Source organism: Planococcus sp. SE5232 (assembly GCF_050686535.1).
Classification (GTDB): domain Bacteria; phylum Bacillota; class Bacilli; order Bacillales_A; family Planococcaceae; genus Planococcus.
Genome location: NZ_JBOGCP010000002.1, coordinates 280,041 through 297,322, shown reverse-complemented (window position 1 = coordinate 297,322; position 17,282 = coordinate 280,041). Strand labels below are relative to the sequence as shown.

19 protein-coding genes are annotated in these 17,282 nt (G+C 44.8%); 14 read left to right on the top strand and 5 right to left on the bottom strand.

What is annotated here, in order from left to right; genetic code table 11:
• Positions 1-30: 30 nt before the first annotated feature.
• From ACRC6Q_RS10310 to ACRC6Q_RS10300, 3 genes are all read right to left on the bottom strand, one after another.
• Positions 31-621, bottom strand: a complete 591-nt coding sequence (locus ACRC6Q_RS10310) for a hypothetical protein (protein ID WP_223637924.1) — start codon at positions 619-621, stop codon at positions 31-33.
• 13 nt (positions 622-634) lie between these two features.
• Positions 635-1,762: a flavodoxin-dependent (E)-4-hydroxy-3-methylbut-2-enyl-diphosphate synthase gene (gene ispG / locus ACRC6Q_RS10305; protein WP_317851921.1), complete on the bottom strand. Its 1,128-nt coding sequence runs from the start codon at positions 1,760-1,762 to the stop codon at positions 635-637.
• A gap of 176 nt (positions 1,763-1,938) precedes the next feature.
• A complete protein-coding gene (locus tag ACRC6Q_RS10300) occupies positions 1,939-2,463 on the bottom strand; it encodes a DUF1189 family protein (RefSeq protein ID WP_223637921.1) in 525 nt (174 codons plus the stop codon).
• Positions 2,464-2,630: 167 nt separating this feature from the next.
• On the opposite strand from ACRC6Q_RS10300, the gene ACRC6Q_RS10295 reads away from it, so the two are divergent.
• The 13 genes from ACRC6Q_RS10295 (at position 2,631) to ACRC6Q_RS10235 (ending at position 15,813) form a co-directional block, all read left to right on the top strand.
• A complete protein-coding gene (locus ACRC6Q_RS10295) occupies positions 2,631-4,262 on the top strand; it encodes a Na/Pi cotransporter family protein (RefSeq protein WP_223637916.1) in 1,632 nt (543 codons plus the stop codon).
• A 232-nt stretch (positions 4,263-4,494) separates the two neighbouring features.
• A complete protein-coding gene (locus ACRC6Q_RS10290) occupies positions 4,495-4,974 on the top strand; it encodes a DUF456 domain-containing protein (protein ID WP_223637914.1) in 480 nt (159 codons plus the stop codon).
• A gap of 146 nt (positions 4,975-5,120) precedes the next feature.
• Complete coding sequence (locus ACRC6Q_RS10285) at positions 5,121-5,729, top strand: superoxide dismutase (protein ID WP_223637910.1); 609 nt, start codon at positions 5,121-5,123, stop codon at positions 5,727-5,729.
• Between the two features lie 112 nt (positions 5,730-5,841).
• Complete coding sequence (locus ACRC6Q_RS10280) at positions 5,842-8,019, top strand: peptidoglycan D,D-transpeptidase FtsI family protein (protein WP_431466471.1); 2,178 nt, start codon at positions 5,842-5,844, stop codon at positions 8,017-8,019.
• Between the two features lie 160 nt (positions 8,020-8,179).
• Positions 8,180-9,151, top strand: a complete 972-nt coding sequence (locus ACRC6Q_RS10275; RefSeq protein ID WP_223637904.1) for a PstS family phosphate ABC transporter substrate-binding protein — start codon at positions 8,180-8,182, stop codon at positions 9,149-9,151.
• Positions 9,152-9,226: 75 nt separating this feature from the next.
• The gene (gene pstC / locus ACRC6Q_RS10270; RefSeq protein WP_431466470.1) at positions 9,227-10,153 is read left to right on the top strand and encodes a phosphate ABC transporter permease subunit PstC; all 927 of its coding nucleotides are present in this window, start codon (positions 9,227-9,229) and stop codon (positions 10,151-10,153) included.
• A 1-nt stretch (position 10,154) separates the two neighbouring features.
• Positions 10,155-11,033, top strand: coding sequence for a phosphate ABC transporter permease PstA (gene pstA, locus ACRC6Q_RS10265; protein ID WP_223637898.1), 879 nt, complete (start codon positions 10,155-10,157; stop codon positions 11,031-11,033).
• 28 nt (positions 11,034-11,061) lie between these two features.
• A complete protein-coding gene (gene pstB / locus ACRC6Q_RS10260; RefSeq protein WP_223637895.1) occupies positions 11,062-11,874 on the top strand; it encodes a phosphate ABC transporter ATP-binding protein PstB in 813 nt (270 codons plus the stop codon).
• A gap of 17 nt (positions 11,875-11,891) precedes the next feature.
• Complete coding sequence (gene phoU / locus ACRC6Q_RS10255; RefSeq protein WP_223637893.1) at positions 11,892-12,551, top strand: phosphate signaling complex protein PhoU; 660 nt, start codon at positions 11,892-11,894, stop codon at positions 12,549-12,551.
• Between the two features lie 232 nt (positions 12,552-12,783).
• Positions 12,784-12,933: a 50S ribosomal protein L33 gene (gene rpmG / locus ACRC6Q_RS10250; RefSeq protein ID WP_006830468.1), complete on the top strand. Its 150-nt coding sequence runs from the start codon at positions 12,784-12,786 to the stop codon at positions 12,931-12,933.
• Between the two features lie 64 nt (positions 12,934-12,997).
• Positions 12,998-13,573 (top strand): 5-formyltetrahydrofolate cyclo-ligase, encoded by a 576-nt coding sequence (locus ACRC6Q_RS10245; RefSeq protein ID WP_223637891.1) that lies wholly within the window; start codon positions 12,998-13,000, stop codon positions 13,571-13,573.
• Positions 13,570-13,767, top strand: a complete 198-nt coding sequence (locus ACRC6Q_RS10240) for a YqgQ family protein (protein ID WP_223637889.1) — start codon at positions 13,570-13,572, stop codon at positions 13,765-13,767. Before ACRC6Q_RS10245 ends, ACRC6Q_RS10240 begins: the two co-directional genes overlap by 4 nt.
• A gap of 141 nt (positions 13,768-13,908) precedes the next feature.
• The gene (locus ACRC6Q_RS10235) at positions 13,909-15,813 is read left to right on the top strand and encodes an LTA synthase family protein (protein WP_223637887.1); all 1,905 of its coding nucleotides are present in this window, start codon (positions 13,909-13,911) and stop codon (positions 15,811-15,813) included.
• A gap of 79 nt (positions 15,814-15,892) precedes the next feature.
• Here ACRC6Q_RS10235 and ACRC6Q_RS10230 read toward each other — a convergent pair whose 3' ends face one another.
• Positions 15,893-16,075 carry a DUF2759 domain-containing protein gene (locus ACRC6Q_RS10230; protein WP_223637885.1) on the bottom strand — a complete coding sequence of 61 codons (183 nt, stop codon included), beginning with the start codon at positions 16,073-16,075 and terminating at the stop codon, positions 15,893-15,895.
• A gap of 151 nt (positions 16,076-16,226) precedes the next feature.
• Here ACRC6Q_RS10230 and ACRC6Q_RS10225 point away from each other — a divergent pair, with 151 nt between their 5' ends.
• Positions 16,227-16,865 carry an MBL fold metallo-hydrolase gene (locus ACRC6Q_RS10225; RefSeq protein WP_223637883.1) on the top strand — a complete coding sequence of 213 codons (639 nt, stop codon included), beginning with the start codon at positions 16,227-16,229 and terminating at the stop codon, positions 16,863-16,865.
• Positions 16,866-16,951: 86 nt separating this feature from the next.
• Here the strand turns inward: ACRC6Q_RS10225 and ACRC6Q_RS10220 are convergent, their stop codons facing one another.
• Positions 16,952-17,194, bottom strand: a complete 243-nt coding sequence (locus ACRC6Q_RS10220; protein ID WP_006830462.1) for a DUF2626 domain-containing protein — start codon at positions 17,192-17,194, stop codon at positions 16,952-16,954.
• Positions 17,195-17,282: the final 88 nt, after the last annotated feature.

The following is a 17,282-nucleotide window of genomic DNA, read 5'->3' as shown; positions in this document are numbered from 1 at the left end:
CCCACTCTCGCTTTTTGTTGGTATCAACTGCTATTTGCCGCTCAATGTCTTCTGGATGCTGAATTCATTTTTGACCCATTCATTCGCTTCGAGCCAATCGTAAACGCGTATGACGTTGTCAGGTACCGGCTGCCGGTTATAAGGGGTGTCGAACAGGACAACTGGGATATCCAGCTCTTCTGCGATCTCCACGGCATTATCATGTTTGTCCTCGAAGAACAAATGGACATTGTGACGCTTCGCTGTTTCGATTTTCTTATGGGAGCCGATCAACTCGATATGGTCATAGGCGATGGCATGTTCTGCGAACCAATCGAAAGTGACGTCGCGGACATTGTCACCTCTGGCTGAAATGTAATACAGTTCATATTGGTCTTTCCAGTTGTTCAGGATGTTCTTGGCATTTTCCGAAACCGGTGAAGCCGCGTAAATCTGCGGCTCGGAATCCCGGAACCAGGAATAGAATTCACCCTGAGCCAGATGGGGAAGGGCAGCGGTCAAATCATATTCCTTGATATCATCCAATGTCAATTCACTCTTGAACTTTTCATTTATGTGAGGGATGAGCGACGTTGGTGAAGTCACAGTCCCATCAATATCAATTCCAAAACGGTATCTCAATGTGCTCACAACCTTATACTTGTTGTTGTTCCATTTCTTTTTCTTTTTTCTCTGCAGCTTGCTTCGCGAAATACTCTTCCGCCAATTTATCGATTTCGACCTTCAATTCGTCGACCATGGTTTCTTCCGGAACTTTCCGGACGGTTTTGCCGTGCATGAACAGCAAGCCTTCGCCGCGTGCACCGGCGATGCCGATATCCGCTTCACGTGCTTCACCCGGTCCGTTGACTGCACAGCCGAGAACAGCCACTTTCAATGGCGCTTTGATGTGGGAGATGTATTCTTCCACTTCGTTGGCGATTGCAATCAAGTCGATTTCGATGCGTCCGCAAGTCGGGCATGAAATCAGGGTTGCTGCGTTAGAGGAAAGGCCGAAAATCTTCAGCATTTCACGCGCCACTTTAACTTCCTCGACTGGATCAGCACTCAATGAAACCCGAAGTGTGTTGCCAATGCCTTTGGCGAATAACGCTCCAAGGCCGGCAGCACTTTTCACTGTGCCGGAAAACAAGGTACCAGATTCCGTGATTCCGAGATGCAAGGGATAATCGAACGCTTTTGAAGCTAACTCATAGGCCTCGACAGCCAGGCTGACATCTGATGCTTTCAATGAAACGATGATGTCATGGAAATCAAGATCTTCCAGGATCTTAATGTGGTGAAGGGCACTTTCAACCATGCCTTCAGCTGTTGGATAGCCGTATTTCTCAAGGATTTTGCGTTCCAATGAACCAGCGTTGACGCCGATACGGATCGGAATGCCTTTTGCTTTTGCGGCATTGACAACAGCTTCCACTTTTTCGCGGCGTCCGATGTTGCCTGGGTTGATGCGGATTTTGTCTGCACCTTGTTCAATAGCGATCAAAGCCAATTTATAATCAAAATGGATATCCACTACGAGTGGAATATTAATGCGTTCTTTGATGGCGCCGATCGAATACGCAGCTCGCTCATCCGGGCAGGCTACACGGACTATCTGGCATCCTGCTTCTTCCAGACGCAGAATTTCAGCCACAGTCGCTTCTACATCGTGCGTTTTGGTGGTTGCCATACTCTGTATAAATAATTCATTGCTGCCGCCGATCGTCAAATCTCCGACTCTTACGGGGCGTGTCTTTGAACGGTGTGTCATTTCGCTCATGAAAAAATCTCTCCTTTTTGATGGTGGCCTGTTCTATCGGCTCACATATCTTTGTCCAGCAACTGTCGGATTTCCCAAAAGTTGTCGGCTCTATTCCGTTACCTATAGCCATTTTAGCAGTGTAGCGCTCAAAAAGACAAGAAAGACGGCTGATTATCACCGTTCTTTACAATAATTTAACGTACTGTTTGTGTCTTTTGCATCGGTGGTTTTTTTGGATAATAACCGACAGCCAAATACAAATACAGGATGGTCAGCAGGCTGGTGGCAAGTGAAACGCCCAAGCCGAAATCAAAAAAGCTTAAAATAAATGCCAGCAATGTCGGAACTGTGACACTGAGAGCGGCCGTTCTCCATAAGTGTCGGTATTCACCGCGGCGTTTTCTGGCGTTTAATATCCACAAGCCAATCAGCGCGAACAAACTGATCTTGATGAAATGATAAAGAGTAGTGGAAACAAATAAAAAAATCAAAGCAAAGGGGTAAAGCAGCCATTCAATATCCTCCACAAATTCAATGAGGCCGTCTATACTGCTGGTCGTATCACCTAAACCGAGGGTCCATTCAACAAAAGAGGCGACTGTCAAAAGAGCCACAAAAACAAAAATAAACTGCATAATTTTGCCGATGGTCATAATACGGACGGCTGCCTGTCTTTTAGGTTCCATCAAACTCGCTTTGAATAATTGATATATATTCACGATCATCTTCCTTTCATCTATATAATAATCGTACCATGTCGGAAGAAGAAAAAAATCCTGCTTTGTTACGGGAATGTAAATTTTAAATAAAGGTGTTTACAAATTCTAAGTAAACTATTCATAATAGGTTAGGTGTGAATATGAAATTTAGGAGTTGAATAAGTATCGTGGAAATGAACTGGCAAGAAATCCTCTTTTCCTTTTTTGGCGGATTAGGGATTTTCCTATTTTCGATTAAGTTTATGGGTGATGCTTTGCAGAAAGCAGCAGGCGATAAACTTCGCGACATCCTGGACCGCTTTACGACAAATCCATTCATGGGTGTCCTGGTCGGGATAATCGTAACCATCTTAATTCAATCAAGTTCAGGTACGACCGTAATCGTTGTTGGATTGGTTAGTGCCGGGTTTATGACATTGAGACAGGCAATTGGTGTCATCATGGGTGCGAATATCGGTACTACTGTCACAGCCTTCATCATCGGGCTGGATGTCGGAGCTTACGCTTTACCGATCATGGCAGTCGGAGCCGCAATGATTTTCTTCTTAAAGAAAAATCAGATTCAAAACATCGGACAGGTCATTTTCGGTTTTGGTGGACTTTTCTACGGTATGGAACTAATGAGCGGGGGCATGAAGCCGCTTCGTGAATTGCCGGCCTTCATCGATATGACGATCAGTCTAAGTGAATTCCCGATTCTTGGCGTTGTCGTCGGTACAGTATTTACGCTGATTGTTCAGAGCTCCAGTGGTACAGTCGCAATTCTGCAAGGGCTTTACGATGAGAACATCCTGACGCTTGCAGCTTCCTTGCCGGTTCTGTTCGGAGATAACATCGGAACGACCATTACAGCCGTCCTTGCAGCGTTAGGGACGTCAATTGCGGCGCGCCGTGCTGCAGCAGTGCACGTGCTGTTCAATATCGTCGGTTCGGTCATTTTCTTGATTTTATTGATTCCATTTACCGCTTACGTAGAATGGATATCCGGAGTACTGGCATTAGAACCGAAAATGCAGATTGCCTTTGCCCACGGATCCTTTAACGTAGCGAATACAATTATTCAATTTCCATTAATAGGTGCCTGGGCATATTTGGTCACAAAAGCCATCCCGGGTGAAGAAGTATTGGTTGAATTTAAACCAAAACATCTCGATATCCATTTCATCGAACAATCACCATCAATTGCACTTGGACAGGCAAAAGAAGAAATCCTGCGCATGGGCGAGTATTCAGTCCAAGGATTGCAGGAAACTTATTCCTATTTGATGACCAAAAGCAAAAAGAACGCGGAAATGGGTTATCAGCTGGAGGATGCCATCAATAATCTCGACAGCAAAATCACAGATTACCTGGTGCTCATTTCAGCTGAATCCATTTCAGCAGCTGATTCCACTCGCCATACGATGTTGATGGAAACCGTCCGGGATATTGAACGGATCGGAGACCATTTTGAAAACATCATTGAACTGGTCGATTATCAGGAAAACAACAAAGTGAAAATCACCGAAGATGCAATGGAAGATTTAACGGAAATGTTTACATTGACTATTGCAACGGTCCAAAAAGCATTGAATGCATTAAATACGACCAGCCATGAGCTGGCTCGTGAAGTGGCCGAACAGGAAGACCTGATCGACAAAATGGAGCGCAAATTCCGTAAAAAGCACATCCTGCGCTTGAACGAAGGCGCATGTACAGCACAAGCTGGAATCGTCTTTGTCGACATCGTCAGCAACCTGGAACGCATCGGTGACCACGCAGTAAATATCGCAGAAGCGATCTTGGGTAACAGAGCTTAATGAGAAAAGCGGAAGCGCCCGTTTAGCTCTGCCGGGCATAAGACGATCTGGCGAAGCGGCGTTCTTTGCCGCATAGCCGGAGTGGCTTATGACACTAGAATCTGGGCGCTTCAAGCACAAAGCAAAAGCAATAACAAAAAACACAAAAAGCTCTTTTTCATCACGCTTTACATTTTAAAAAATGTAGGGCACGATGGAAGAGAGCTTTTTTATATATAGGGAGGAATACAAGATGGAGGTAATCGGCTGGATTGTCATCCTGCTTTGTTTCGTAATCGGTTTTATCGGTTTGGTTTACCCGATCATACCGGCAGTGCTGTTCATTTTCGGCGGCTTTGTCATGTATGGGCTGTTTTTCAGCTTCAGCGATCTGCCCTGGTGGTTCTGGGCGATCCAAAGCCTGTTCGTCATTCTGCTGTTCGGAGCGGATGCCATCGCCAATGCCTTTGGCGTCAAAAAGTTCGGCGGTTCCAGAGCCGGCTTATGGGGCAGTACAATCGGCTTGATCATCGGACCTTTTGTCATCCCCATCATCGGCATCCTGATCGGTCCATTTGTCGGCGCCATCATTGCAGAAATCCTGTTCAATAAATCTTCTTTGAAAAAGTCGTTTCTTTCCGGAATCGGCTCTGTCGTCGGATTCATCACGTCCGTCTTCACCAAAGGAATCATTCAGGTAGTCATGGTCGTTATTTTCTTTTTCACCATTTGAACCGGTCCAATCCCACAGACTGCTAAATCAGGTTAAATCAGTCAAAGGTCTGAATAAAAGGATTTGCCGTGCATTATGTTTGTGTAGGTCAGAAAATTTTGATAGGCTAAGAGAGTAGACCAATAGACTCAAGGAGGAATTTTATCATGGCATATGAATTACCGGAATTACCTTACGCGTACGACGCACTTGAACCGCACATCGACAAAGAAACAATGAACATTCACCACACAAAACACCACAACACGTACATTACGAACGTAAATGCGGCTTTAGAAGGCCACGAAGATCTAGCTTCAAAATCTGTGGAAGAATTGATTTCTGATTTGAACGCAGTACCTGAATCAATTCGTACTGCAGTTCGCAACAACGGCGGCGGACATGCCAACCACTCGTTATTCTGGAAGCTATTGTCTCCAAACGGCGGCGGCAACCCGACTGGCGCTCTTGGCGAAGCAATCAACAGCAAATTCGGAAGCTTTGACGAATTTAAAGAAAAATTCGCAGCTGCCGGCAAAACTCGCTTCGGTTCAGGCTGGGCTTGGCTTGTTCTTTCTAACGGCGAATTGGAAGTAACGTCAACTCCTAACCAGGATTCACCATTGATGGAAGGCAAAACGCCATTGCTTGGCCTTGATGTTTGGGAGCATGCTTACTACTTGAAGTACCAAAACAAACGTCCGGATTACATCAATGCATTCTGGAACGTAGTGAATTGGGAAGAAGTATCCAACCGTTACGAAACATCGAAATAATTGTCACTAATTGAAACTTTGCACACACTTTTTCGTCTGAAAAAGTGTGTGCTTTTTTTTGTGTGATGATATACTGAGAAGTGGATATTTTTGCGAAAGGAGCAAACGCCTCATGAAACCGCCTCAAAAAAGACGCGTATCCCTTGCGAGAGTGAAACTGCAGTCCAATACCGTCTTTCGGATGAATATCCTCTTTTTCACCATTTTCTTGTTGTTTTCCGTACTGATCCTCCGGTTAGGGTTTCTCCAGATCGTTAAAGGAGAAGACTACGCGCGTGCAATAGCGAGGACTGAAGAAGTCCCTGTCAACACCAGCGTGCCAAGAGGCCGCATCTTTGATAGCGAAGGGCGGATTCAAGTCGACAACACACCGGTCAATGCGATCACTTATACAGCGATGCAAACGACCAAAAGAGAAGAAATGCTGATTGTGGCAAAAGAATTGGCGAATTTGATCGAAAAAGACGATGACAAAGTGACACTCCGGGATAAACAGGATTTTTATATACAATTGAACACCGAAAATGCCAACAAAAAAGTCACGGATGAAGAAAAAGCGGCAATCGCCGCTGAAGACATCACCGAAAAGGAAAAGCAGCGTAAGCTGGATTCCTTAGTCAGAGACAAGATCACTGACGAAGAACTGGCGAGTTTAACTGCTGAAGACTTGGAGATTCTTGCCATCTATCGGGAAATGACTTCCGGCTATGCACTGGCTCCCCAAATGATCAAAAATGAGGGCGTCACAGATGAAGAGTTTGCGCGTGTCTCGGAGCGGCTGACTGACCCAAAACTCAAGGGCGTCAATACCGTCACGGATTGGAAACGCGTCAAATCAACTGATTTGACGATACTTGGGAGCACGACGACGCCAGAAACCGGAATTCCTGCCAATAAACTGGATTATTACCTGGCACGCGATTACTCGCGCAACGACCGCGTCGGCATCAGCTTTTTGGAACAGCAGTATGAAGACGTGCTGCAGGGGCAAAAGTCGGTCGTCAAAAATATCACAGATGGTCGAGGAAGCGTCATCGAAACACTCCCTGTAGATGAAGGGGAAGCGGGTAAAGACCTCGTTCTTTCTATCGACAGCGAATTGCAGAGCGAACTTGAAAAAATTGTCGAAGATAAATTGCTCCAGTTGAAAGCAGGTCCGAGTTCTAAATTGGTGAAAGATGCTTACTTGGTGATGATGAATCCGCAGACTGGAGAAGTCCTTTCAATGGTAGGAAAGCGTCTCGGGAAAGATGAAAACGGCAAGCAGGTTATCAACGATTACGCGTTCGGCAGTTTTACAGCCGCTCATGAAATGGGATCGACCGTCAAAGGTGCGACGCTATTGACCGGTTATTCGCAGGATGTAGTTGATTTGAATGAAGTCCAGATTGATGAACCGCTGAAATTTGCGAGTACACCTCAAAAGAACTCCATTTTCAATACGCAGTTGTTCAACCGCATTCCCATGACGGATCTGATGGCCATCGAGCGTTCTTCCAACGTCTATATGTTTAAAATTGCGCTGAAGATTGCAGAAGCCGAATATCAATATAATCGAGGTTTGTATGTGGATCCAAAAAGCTTCGAAGTCATGCGGAATTCATTCGCACAATTTGGACTTGGCGTAAAAACGGGCATTGATCTGCCGAATGAAGCGCCAGGTTTTATTGGTGGAACTTCTCCTGGCCCTAAACTTCTCGATTTAGCCATTGGGCAGTTCGACACGTATACACCGCTGCAATTGGCGCAGTATATTTCAACCATCGCCAATGATGGATTCCGGATGGAGCCGCATGTTGTCAAAGAAATCCGCAAAGCTTCCAGAGACGGTGAAACACTGGGGCCGATCGAAACCATTATTGAACCTAAAATCTTGAATCGCATCAATAATACGCAGGAAGAAATCGATCAGGTTCAAACCGGTATGCGCAATGTGTATATAGGAAGTTCCGGCTCGGCTCGAGCCCAGTTCGCTGATGCACCTTATACGGCAGCCGGGAAAACCGGAACAGCCGAAGTGTGGTTCTATGAAAAGGATCATGAAATGAACGGAGCCTATGCCATCAATATTGCGCACGTCGGCTACGCACCATTTGAAAATCCGGAAATCGCCTATGCAGTAGTGATTCCGTTTGTCACGACCGATCCGAAGAATGTGCCAAAAGCCAACAATGAAATCGCCCGCGCAGCGGCTGATAAATACTTTGAACTAAAAAATAAAGAAGCAGGATCCGCCTCTAATCTAATTAAACCGCCTTACAGCGATTCAGTTATAGTGGAAGGCGAGTAAAGCAAAAACCAGGGAAGTTCTCTTGAATGAGAACTTCCCTGGTTTTTTATTGAGAAAAAATCAATTTACAATTTCTTAACATAGCCTTTATATGTCCTCAACAAATGCTGTTTATAGTGGAGAATGTAAACAAACATAATCAATAGGGGGAAACAACTCAATGAGAAACTGGAAATTCGCGATGGCTTCAACAATTCTTGGATCGGCTTTAATTCTGGGTGCATGCGGCAGTACAGAAGAGTCTGGTGATACCGGTACACAATCAGAACAAACCAGCTCTGATACAGCTGGAGAAGAAGCAGCTGTTGAAGGAACTGTAGCTGGCGACGGTTCTTCGACCGTGGCACCGATCATGGAAGGCATAGTGGAAGAATATGCAGGTGCGCAACCAGATGTCCGAGTGACCGTGGGTGTTTCAGGTACAGGCGGCGGATTTGAAAAATTCATTCAAGGCGAAACCGATTTCTCTAACGCTTCACGTCCGATAAAAGAAGAAGAAGCTGCGAGCCTAGAAGAAGCGGGTGTCGAGTACACTGAATTCCAATTGGCCTTCGACGGTTTGTCAGTGGTCGTCAGCCAGGAAAATGACTGGGTGGAAGACTTGACAGTTGAAGACCTGAAAAAACTTTGGGTAGAAGATGGTTCCACTAAAAAATGGTCGGACATTAATCCGGAATGGCCAGATGAAGAAGTGGTTTTCTATGCACCGGGAACAGATTCAGGGACGTTCGATTACTTTAACGAAGTTATTCTTGAAGAAGAGGATCTTGTCAGCTCAGCAACACTTTCTGAAGACGACAATACATTGGTTCAAGGAATTCAATCAGATCCAAATGCCATTGGATTCTTCGGCTATGCGTATTACGTTGCCAATCAGGATACATTGAAAGTCGTGACAATTGATGGGGTTGAACCAACTAATGAAACGATTGAATCAGGAGAATATTCACCATTGTCACGCCCGTTGTTCACTTATGCAAGCAACAAAGCATTGGCTGAAAACGAAGCGGCCTACGATTTCATGAAGTACACGCTTGAAAATGCAGGCGCTATGGCAGAGGCTGTCGGTTATGTTGCTTTGCCACAGGAAAAGTATGACGAAGGTCTAGCTGCTTTAGAAGCTTTGAAATAAAAATACGTACCAGTCTAGTTTAGTCTGAGGGTGAGCAGCCACTGCTCACCTTTTGCGGTTGAAAGGGGATTCTATATGCGACCATCTGTACAGGAAATGATCGCGAAGTCGAACGGCAAGAAAAACAAGAAAGTGCTCGAAAAGATCATTCCAATCATTCTTTTCCTGATTGCTTCTGTTTCAGTTTTGACATCCATCGGGATTGTTTTGACATTGATATTTGAAACCATCACCTTCTTTACACGTGTTCCAATTTTTGATTTTATTTTTGGCACTACCTGGCTGCCGTTTTCCAATAACGAAGCACAATTCGGCATTTGGCCCTTGATTATCGGTACGCTGAAAGTGACCTTAATTGCGATCATCGTAGCAGTGCCTATTGGGATATCAGCAGCAATTTACTTGAGCGAATACGCCAGCGAAAATGTTCGCCGTGTTGTAAAACCTGTGCTCGAGGTATTGGCAGGTGTCCCGACGATTGTCTATGGATTCTTCGCATTGACATTCGTGACACCAGTGCTTCAGGCAATCTATCCGGAAATCAAAATCTTCAACGCGATATCTCCCGGAATTGTCGTGGGCATCATGATCATTCCCATGATTGCCTCATTATCGGAAGACGCTATGTCATCTGTGCCAAAAAGCATTCGCGAAGGGGCATTGGCGATGGGATCAACCAAGTTTGAAGTAGCTTGGAAGATCACCATACCAGCAGCGCTTTCAGGAATTGTGGCATCAATCGTTTTGGCAGTATCCAGAGCGATCGGTGAAACCATGATCGTTTCACTTGCTGCCGGGTCAACACCACGATTCGACGGTGATTTTACCGACTCGATTCAGACGATGACCGCTTATATTGTGCAGGTATCAAAAGGGGACGCCGGATACGGAACAACAATTTATTATTCCATTTACGCGGTGGGATTCACGCTTTTCCTTTTCACCATGGCCATGAACATCCTTGCGGGCTACGTCTCGAAGCGTTTCAGGGAGGAATATTGATATGAGATACATCGAACAGCAAACAGTAGTCAAACGAATGAATGGCAGATTGATTGCCAATGCCATCTTCAAATACATTTTCCTTGCAGCAACCTTATTGGCTTTATTGGCATTAGTCATTTTGCTTTTCCGCATTGTTACGCAAGGAGCGGGAAATCTATCGATTGATTTCTTGACTAATTTCGCTTCTCGCTTCCCGGACCAGGCAGGAATCAAAGCCGCATTGGTTGGCTCTTTATGGCTAATGATGGTTGTCGCACCGACTTCAATCATCCTGGGAGTCGGATCAGCAATCTACTTGGAAGAATACGCAAAGCAAAACCGCATTACAAACTTTATCCGAATGAACATTTCCAATCTGGCAGGCGTCCCATCAGTCGTTTTCGGATTGCTTGGACTGACTATATTTGTTCGTGCTATGGCACTGGGAAACAGTATTTTAGCTGCAGGATTTACAATGAGTTTATTGATTCTCCCTGTTATTATTGTTGCTTCACAGGAAGCGATCCGCGCAGTTCCGGGTGAATTGCGTGACGCGTCCTACGGTATGGGTGCCACTAAATGGCAGACCATTTTGAAAATCATACTGCCAGCAGCTATTCCGGGAATTCTGACCGGCAGCATCCTGGCACTGTCGCGCGCCATCGGAGAAACGGCACCGTTAATCGTCATCGGGGTGCCAGTCATCATCCAGTTTTTGCCGTCCGGTGTCATGGACACCTTCACGGCGCTGCCGATGCAGATCTATGACTGGGCAAGCCGCCCTCAGCAGGAATTCCAAGCGGTGGCAGCAGCCGGAATCATCGTTTTGATGGCTGTATTGCTGTTCATGAATTCCATTGCCGTTATCATCCGCAATAAATTCGACAAACGTTATTAACGCAAATTATGTGGAAGGGGTTCTGCAAATGACCACCATTGTTACAAAGAAACCAGCAAAAGAGACAGCATCAATCCAGCCTCAAAAAAAGGCGGTTTATGAAACCAAACAGCTCAATCTTTGGTATGGCAACAACCATGCATTAAAGAATATCGATCTTGAAATTATGGAAAATGAAGTCACGGCGATCATCGGACCTTCAGGATGTGGAAAGTCGACGTACATCAAGACCTTGAATCGAATGGTCGAATTGGTGACGTCCGTTAAAACTTCAGGTGAAATCCTGTATCGCGGACGCAATATCTTTGATCAGGATTATGGAGTAGAGGAACTTCGGACGCGCGTCGGCATGGTTTTCCAAAAACCCAATCCGTTTCCAAAATCCATTTATGATAATGTGGCATATGGGCCACGGATCCATGGCATCAAAAACAAGAAAATCCTTGATGAAATCGTCGAAAAAAGTTTGCGGGGAGCTGCTATATGGGATGAAGTGAAAGATCGCCTGAACGAAAATGCCTACAGCATTTCCGGCGGACAGCAGCAGCGGATCTGTATCGCCCGCGCATTAGCGATCGAACCGGATGTCATTTTGATGGATGAGCCGACTTCGGCACTCGATCCGATCTCAACCTTGAAAGTGGAAGAATTGGTCCAGGAGTTGAAAAAGGATTACAGCATCATCATCGTGACGCATAATATGCAGCAGGCTGCGCGCATTTCAGATAAGACCGCATTCTTTTTAAATGGGGAAGTGGTGGAGTTTGACCATACAGATACAATTTTTTCAAATCCATCCGATAAGCGGACGGAAGACTATATTTCAGGCCGATTCGGCTAAAGAAGGAGGCGGAGTTTTTGTCAGTACGTGAAAAATTCGACTTTGAATTGAATTCTGCTCAGGAGGAATTGATTTCACTGAGCACCATGGCGGTCAACGCCTTGAATAAATCAATGGAGGCCTTGATTTCGCAAGATGTGGATGCAGCGTTGGAAGTGATTGAGGACGATAAAGATATCAATCAGCTGGAAGAGTATATCAATGACCGGGTCATTTTGTTGATCGCCAAGCAATCCCCAGTGGCGACTGACTTAAGGCGTTTGATCGTCACGATAAAAGTAGCGTCGGATATGGAGCGTGTGGGAGATTATGCGGTCAATATCGCAAAAGAGACTATACGCATCGGCAACCAGGAACTATTGCCGCAGATCGGACAGATCCAGCAAATGCAGAAACTTGCTGTAGCTATGCTTCGCCAGGTAATCGACGCATTTGTCGAAGAGGACGTCGTGAAAGCAAAGGAAATTGCTGAACTGGATGACCAGGTAGACGAGTTATATGGGGATGTCATCCGCAAACTGATGCGTGCGGGAGGAGAAAATCCGGACAGGCTCAGCCAAATCACCCAATTGGCATTCATCAGCCGTTATATGGAACGCTCTGCCGACCATGCGACCAACATTGCCGAACAATTGTTTTATATGGTCCGCGGACAGCATTATGATCTGAACAAATAAAAAAGTGCAAGGCCATGTTTTTGCCTCCTGGATTGTCGGAGCGTCATCGACAATTTATGTCAGAATAAATGAGTACCGGGAGCGAAAAAGCTGCCGGTCTTCTTTTTATTTTGAAAGGTTCAAATTAATGGGTTTTTACAGTAGACTTTATTCCGGAATATGCTATAATAATTAAGTCGTATAGATCACGCTTATTTACAAATGATCTTTGAAAGAATTAGGAGGGATACCGATGCGTGTTAACATCACTTTAGCTTGTACAGAATGTAGCGAACGTAACTACAGCACTGTTAAAAATAAGCGCAACAACCCTGAGCGTCTTGAAATGAAAAAATATTGCTCACGTGAAAAGAAAATGACAGTACACCGTGAAACGAAGTAATTCATTGATTGCCAAAACCTTTTAGGGTTTTGGCTTTTTTCTTTGTAAAGGAGCGGGTGTTGATATGGATAAAAGTACACAGCGAAAAGAAGTGCTGGCTTCACTAAACAATATGGCGATAGAAGAATATAAAAAGAAGTCGGAACAAGTGATCAGCCGCTTGATGGAAGACCCTGCATTTTTGGCAGCGGAAACCATCGGCATGACCATTTCCGCATTTCCCGAAGTGGATACTTTCGATTTGATGGAAAAATGCTGGGCTGCGGGCAAAAAAGTAGCCGCACCGAAATGCCTGCCGGCGAGCCGGGGCATGGATTTTCGGATGATCGAGCATAGGGATCAATTGGAAGTGGTCTATATGAAATTGCAGGAACCGATTGTTGCGAAAACTTTATACATAAAACCGGGTGACATCGACCTATTGATTGTGCCGGGTGTGGTTTTTTCCAAGCAAGGCTATCGAATCGGCTTTGGCGGTGGCTATTACGACCGGTTTTTGGCAGGTTACCAGGGTGTCACACGTTCTTTGGCTTTCGATTGCCAGATAGCGGAGTCGATTCCGGTGGAAGCCCATGATCTGCCGGTACAAGGGATCTATACGGAAAGCGGCTTTATCAATGCAGAGGCGGTGAGTGAATGAAGAATTTATTTGATGTCATGCAATTACTGAAACGCTATGGCACAATCATCTATACAGCTGATTACAAGGCCGATCTTGAATTGATGGAAGATGAAGTCAAGGAGCTGTATCGACTGCAATTTATTTCTGCAAAAGAATACGCTTCTGCAATCCTTATTCTCCGCCAAAAGAAATTGGAATATGACAAGAAATAAATTCGTCCCACGAAACTTTCTCCGATTTTCTTCGTCTAGAATAAGGCTAATTACTTCATTTGACTGCAAATTTCTTCTATACTGTACTATTATGATGTAATTGTTAAAAAGAATTCGAACGAATTAGGAGGATGTCTGCGGATGTTGAAAAAAGAATGGCCGAAACATTCCATACTGGCAATTGCCATCATCACGACATGGCTAAAAACATATATTGTTTATAAGACCAGTTTTTCAATCACAATTGAGAATTTATTGCAGGAATTTATATTATTCATTAACCCTTTAAGCATGCTGTTATTCATTTACGGAATATCACTGTTCTTCAAGAGCGAGAAAGCCAAGAACCGATATATGGTATCGATTGCCGTCATTACATCGATTGTGCTATACGGAAACGTCGCCTTTTACCGCTTTTTCAGTGATTTCATCACGTTGCCTGTTCTGTTCCAGACCGAGAACTTCGGCGATCTGGGATCGAGTGCGGCAGCCAGTGTCTTCTGGACGGATCTTTTCTACTTTTCAGATGTACTGGTTATTCTGCTGGCAATCAAATTCATCAACGTAAAACAGGATAAAGTGGTTTCTTCTTCCGTACAGCGCAAGACCTATTACGTTTTGGCACTTGCGGTCCTGTTCTTCAATCTGGGGCTTGCTGAAGCGGAGCGTCCACAATTGCTGACCCGCAGTTTTGACCGCGAGATGCTGGTGAAAAACTTGGGCATGTACAATTATCATCTCTATGATATCTATGTCCAGTCCAAATCACAGGCACAGCGTGCGTTGGCTGATGGCTCTGAGCTTGTTGAAGCCAACAACTATGTGCGGGCAAACCAAATAGAACCTTCGGAAGATATGAAGGGAATAGCGGAAGGCCGAAACTTGATCGTCGTCACCTTGGAATCACTGCAAAGCTTCGCGATCAACAGTGAAATGAACGGACAGACGATCACACCGTTCCTGAATTCTTTGACGGAAGATGAAGATACGATCTATTTCGAGAATTTTTATCACCAAACAGGCTTGGGCAAAACCTCGGATTCGGAGTTTTTGCTCGAGAATTCACTTTATCCGTTAAGCGGTGGAGCGGTGTTCTTTACCCATAGCGGAAATACCTACAATTCCATGGCTGAAAGCCTCGGCGAAAACGGCTACTCGACAAATGTCCAGCACGCCAACACAAAGAGCTTCTGGAACCGCGATATCATGTACGAATCGATGAACATCGATGAATTCTATGATATTGAAAGCTTTGAAGTCGGTGAAGGCGAAGCCGTCAACTGGGGCATGAAGGATATTCCTTTCCACGAGCAATCAGTCGAACATATGACTGAGATGCAGCAGCCATTTTACAGCCGTTTGCTGACATTGACCAATCATCATCCGTTTACGTTGGATGAAGAAGATAAATTGATTGATGAATACGATTCAAATTCAGGAACATTGAACCGTTATTTCCAGACATCGCGTTATCTGGATGAGTCGATAGAAGTTCTTTTTGACGAACTGAAAGAAAAAGGGTTGTATGAAAACTCGATCATTGTCATGTATGGCGATCATTACGGAATTTCCGATAATCATAACGAAGCCATGACACAATATCTGGGTGAAGAAGTGACGGATTTCACTTCTGCTGAATTGCAGAAAGTTCCTTTCTTTGTTCATATTCCAGGATACGGGGAAGGCTACGTCGACGATGAAGTGGGCGGGCAAATTGATATGCGTCCGACCATCATGAATATGATGGGGATTGATACGTCAAAAGATATTCAGTTTGGCGGGGATCTTTTCTCAGAAGAGCATGAGGAATTTGTTGTTTTCCGCGATGGTCGATTCGTCACAGATGAAGTGGTTTATGCGGGAAATGTCTGCTATGACAAAGAAACCGGTGAACCGACAGAACAGGAACTGTGTGCGCCGTATATAGAGCAGGCATTTACAGAACTTGAATATTCCGAGTCGATCATCAATGGAGACCTGCTGCGTTTCTACGATGAGGAAGATGGCCAGTTGACCACGATTCCAGATGTGGAACTGGAACGATAAAAAGAGAGCGCGCACTGCGCCCTCTCTTTTTTTTGCATGAAAAAAGCCGATGCGTTTGACGGCATCAGCTTTTTCTTGATTAATGAAGTGCTGGTGGATAACCTTGCGTGATAAGTGTAGCAATAGTGAAGCCGCCAAAAATTACAAACGTCCCAAAGTTAAAAAGAAAACCGAGGATTTCTTTGTTTTTAAGCGTTTGTACGGTGCCGACAGCTGCAAGAATTGCAATAAGTCCAAAAATAACCATTAAAATCCAACTCATCGATGACACTCCCTTCAACTTAAACAGCCAGTGCCGCTTTGTTCTCTTTATATTGTAAAGATAATCCGCTGTTTTGTCGAGGACAAAAAGTGTCATTATCTTGACAGTCCTGCAATATGCGGCGTGTTATAATCGTAGGGAGGTGAAGAAGATGTTGAAAATCGACCAATTGGAGCTGGGACCTGTCCAGACCAACTGTTACATTATCTCGGACGATCAGAAGGAATGCCTGATTTTCGATCCCGGGGAAGAAAGTGCCAGAATCCATGCGCTGTTGAAAAAGAAGAACCTGAAGCCTGTAGCGATTCTGTTGACGCATGCCCATTTCGATCATATCGGAGCAGTCGATGAGATAAGGGAGCGTTATTCGATTCCGGTTTATTTGCACCATCTGGAGAAGGACTGGCTGGGCAAGCCTAATTTAAATGGCTCAGGAAAGTATGCCGCATTGCCCGATTACCGGATTAAAGACGCAGATGTCCTGCTGACAAATGAGAAGCACCTGCAGATCGGTTCTTTCCAGATGGATATTTTCCATACTCCTGGGCATTCCCCTGGCAGTGTAAGCTTTTCATTCGGCAATGAAGGATTCGCCATTGTCGGCGATACGCTGTTCCGCGGAAGCATCGGGCGAACGGATCTGATAGATGGTTCCGAGAAAAAGCTGCTGAAGTCCATCCACGACTCGTTGCTGACACTACCTGAACACATGATCCTCTATCCAGGGCACGGCCCGGAAACGACCCCACAGCAGGAAATGAACAGCAACCCGTTCCTTACCGGTTTTTAAGCCATTAGTTAACCGTCAAGAAGCAAACAAATAAAAGGTCTGTCGGATTTCTCCGACAGACCTTTTATTTGTTAATTTCATTTTGATTAATGTCCAGCACCAGGAACGTGGATGAACGTAGAGTAATAAGTGAAGCCTACGAAAAATACTGTTAGATAGGCGCCAAAAATATACAAGTACATACGTTCAGAAATATTTAAGAATCCAAGAAGAACAAAAAATCCGGTGTTAGCGACCATTAATAATGATACTTCAACCATATCGCCTACATAAAAGAGAACTGCAAATATACCAGTCCACCATCCCATTAATTTAAACATATTATTCATGGGTAATCCCTCCTTTGCCACAACACAATAATCTCTTATTTATTATATAGGAAATAGAGTGAGTGTGTAAACAGCGAGTTCATCTTTC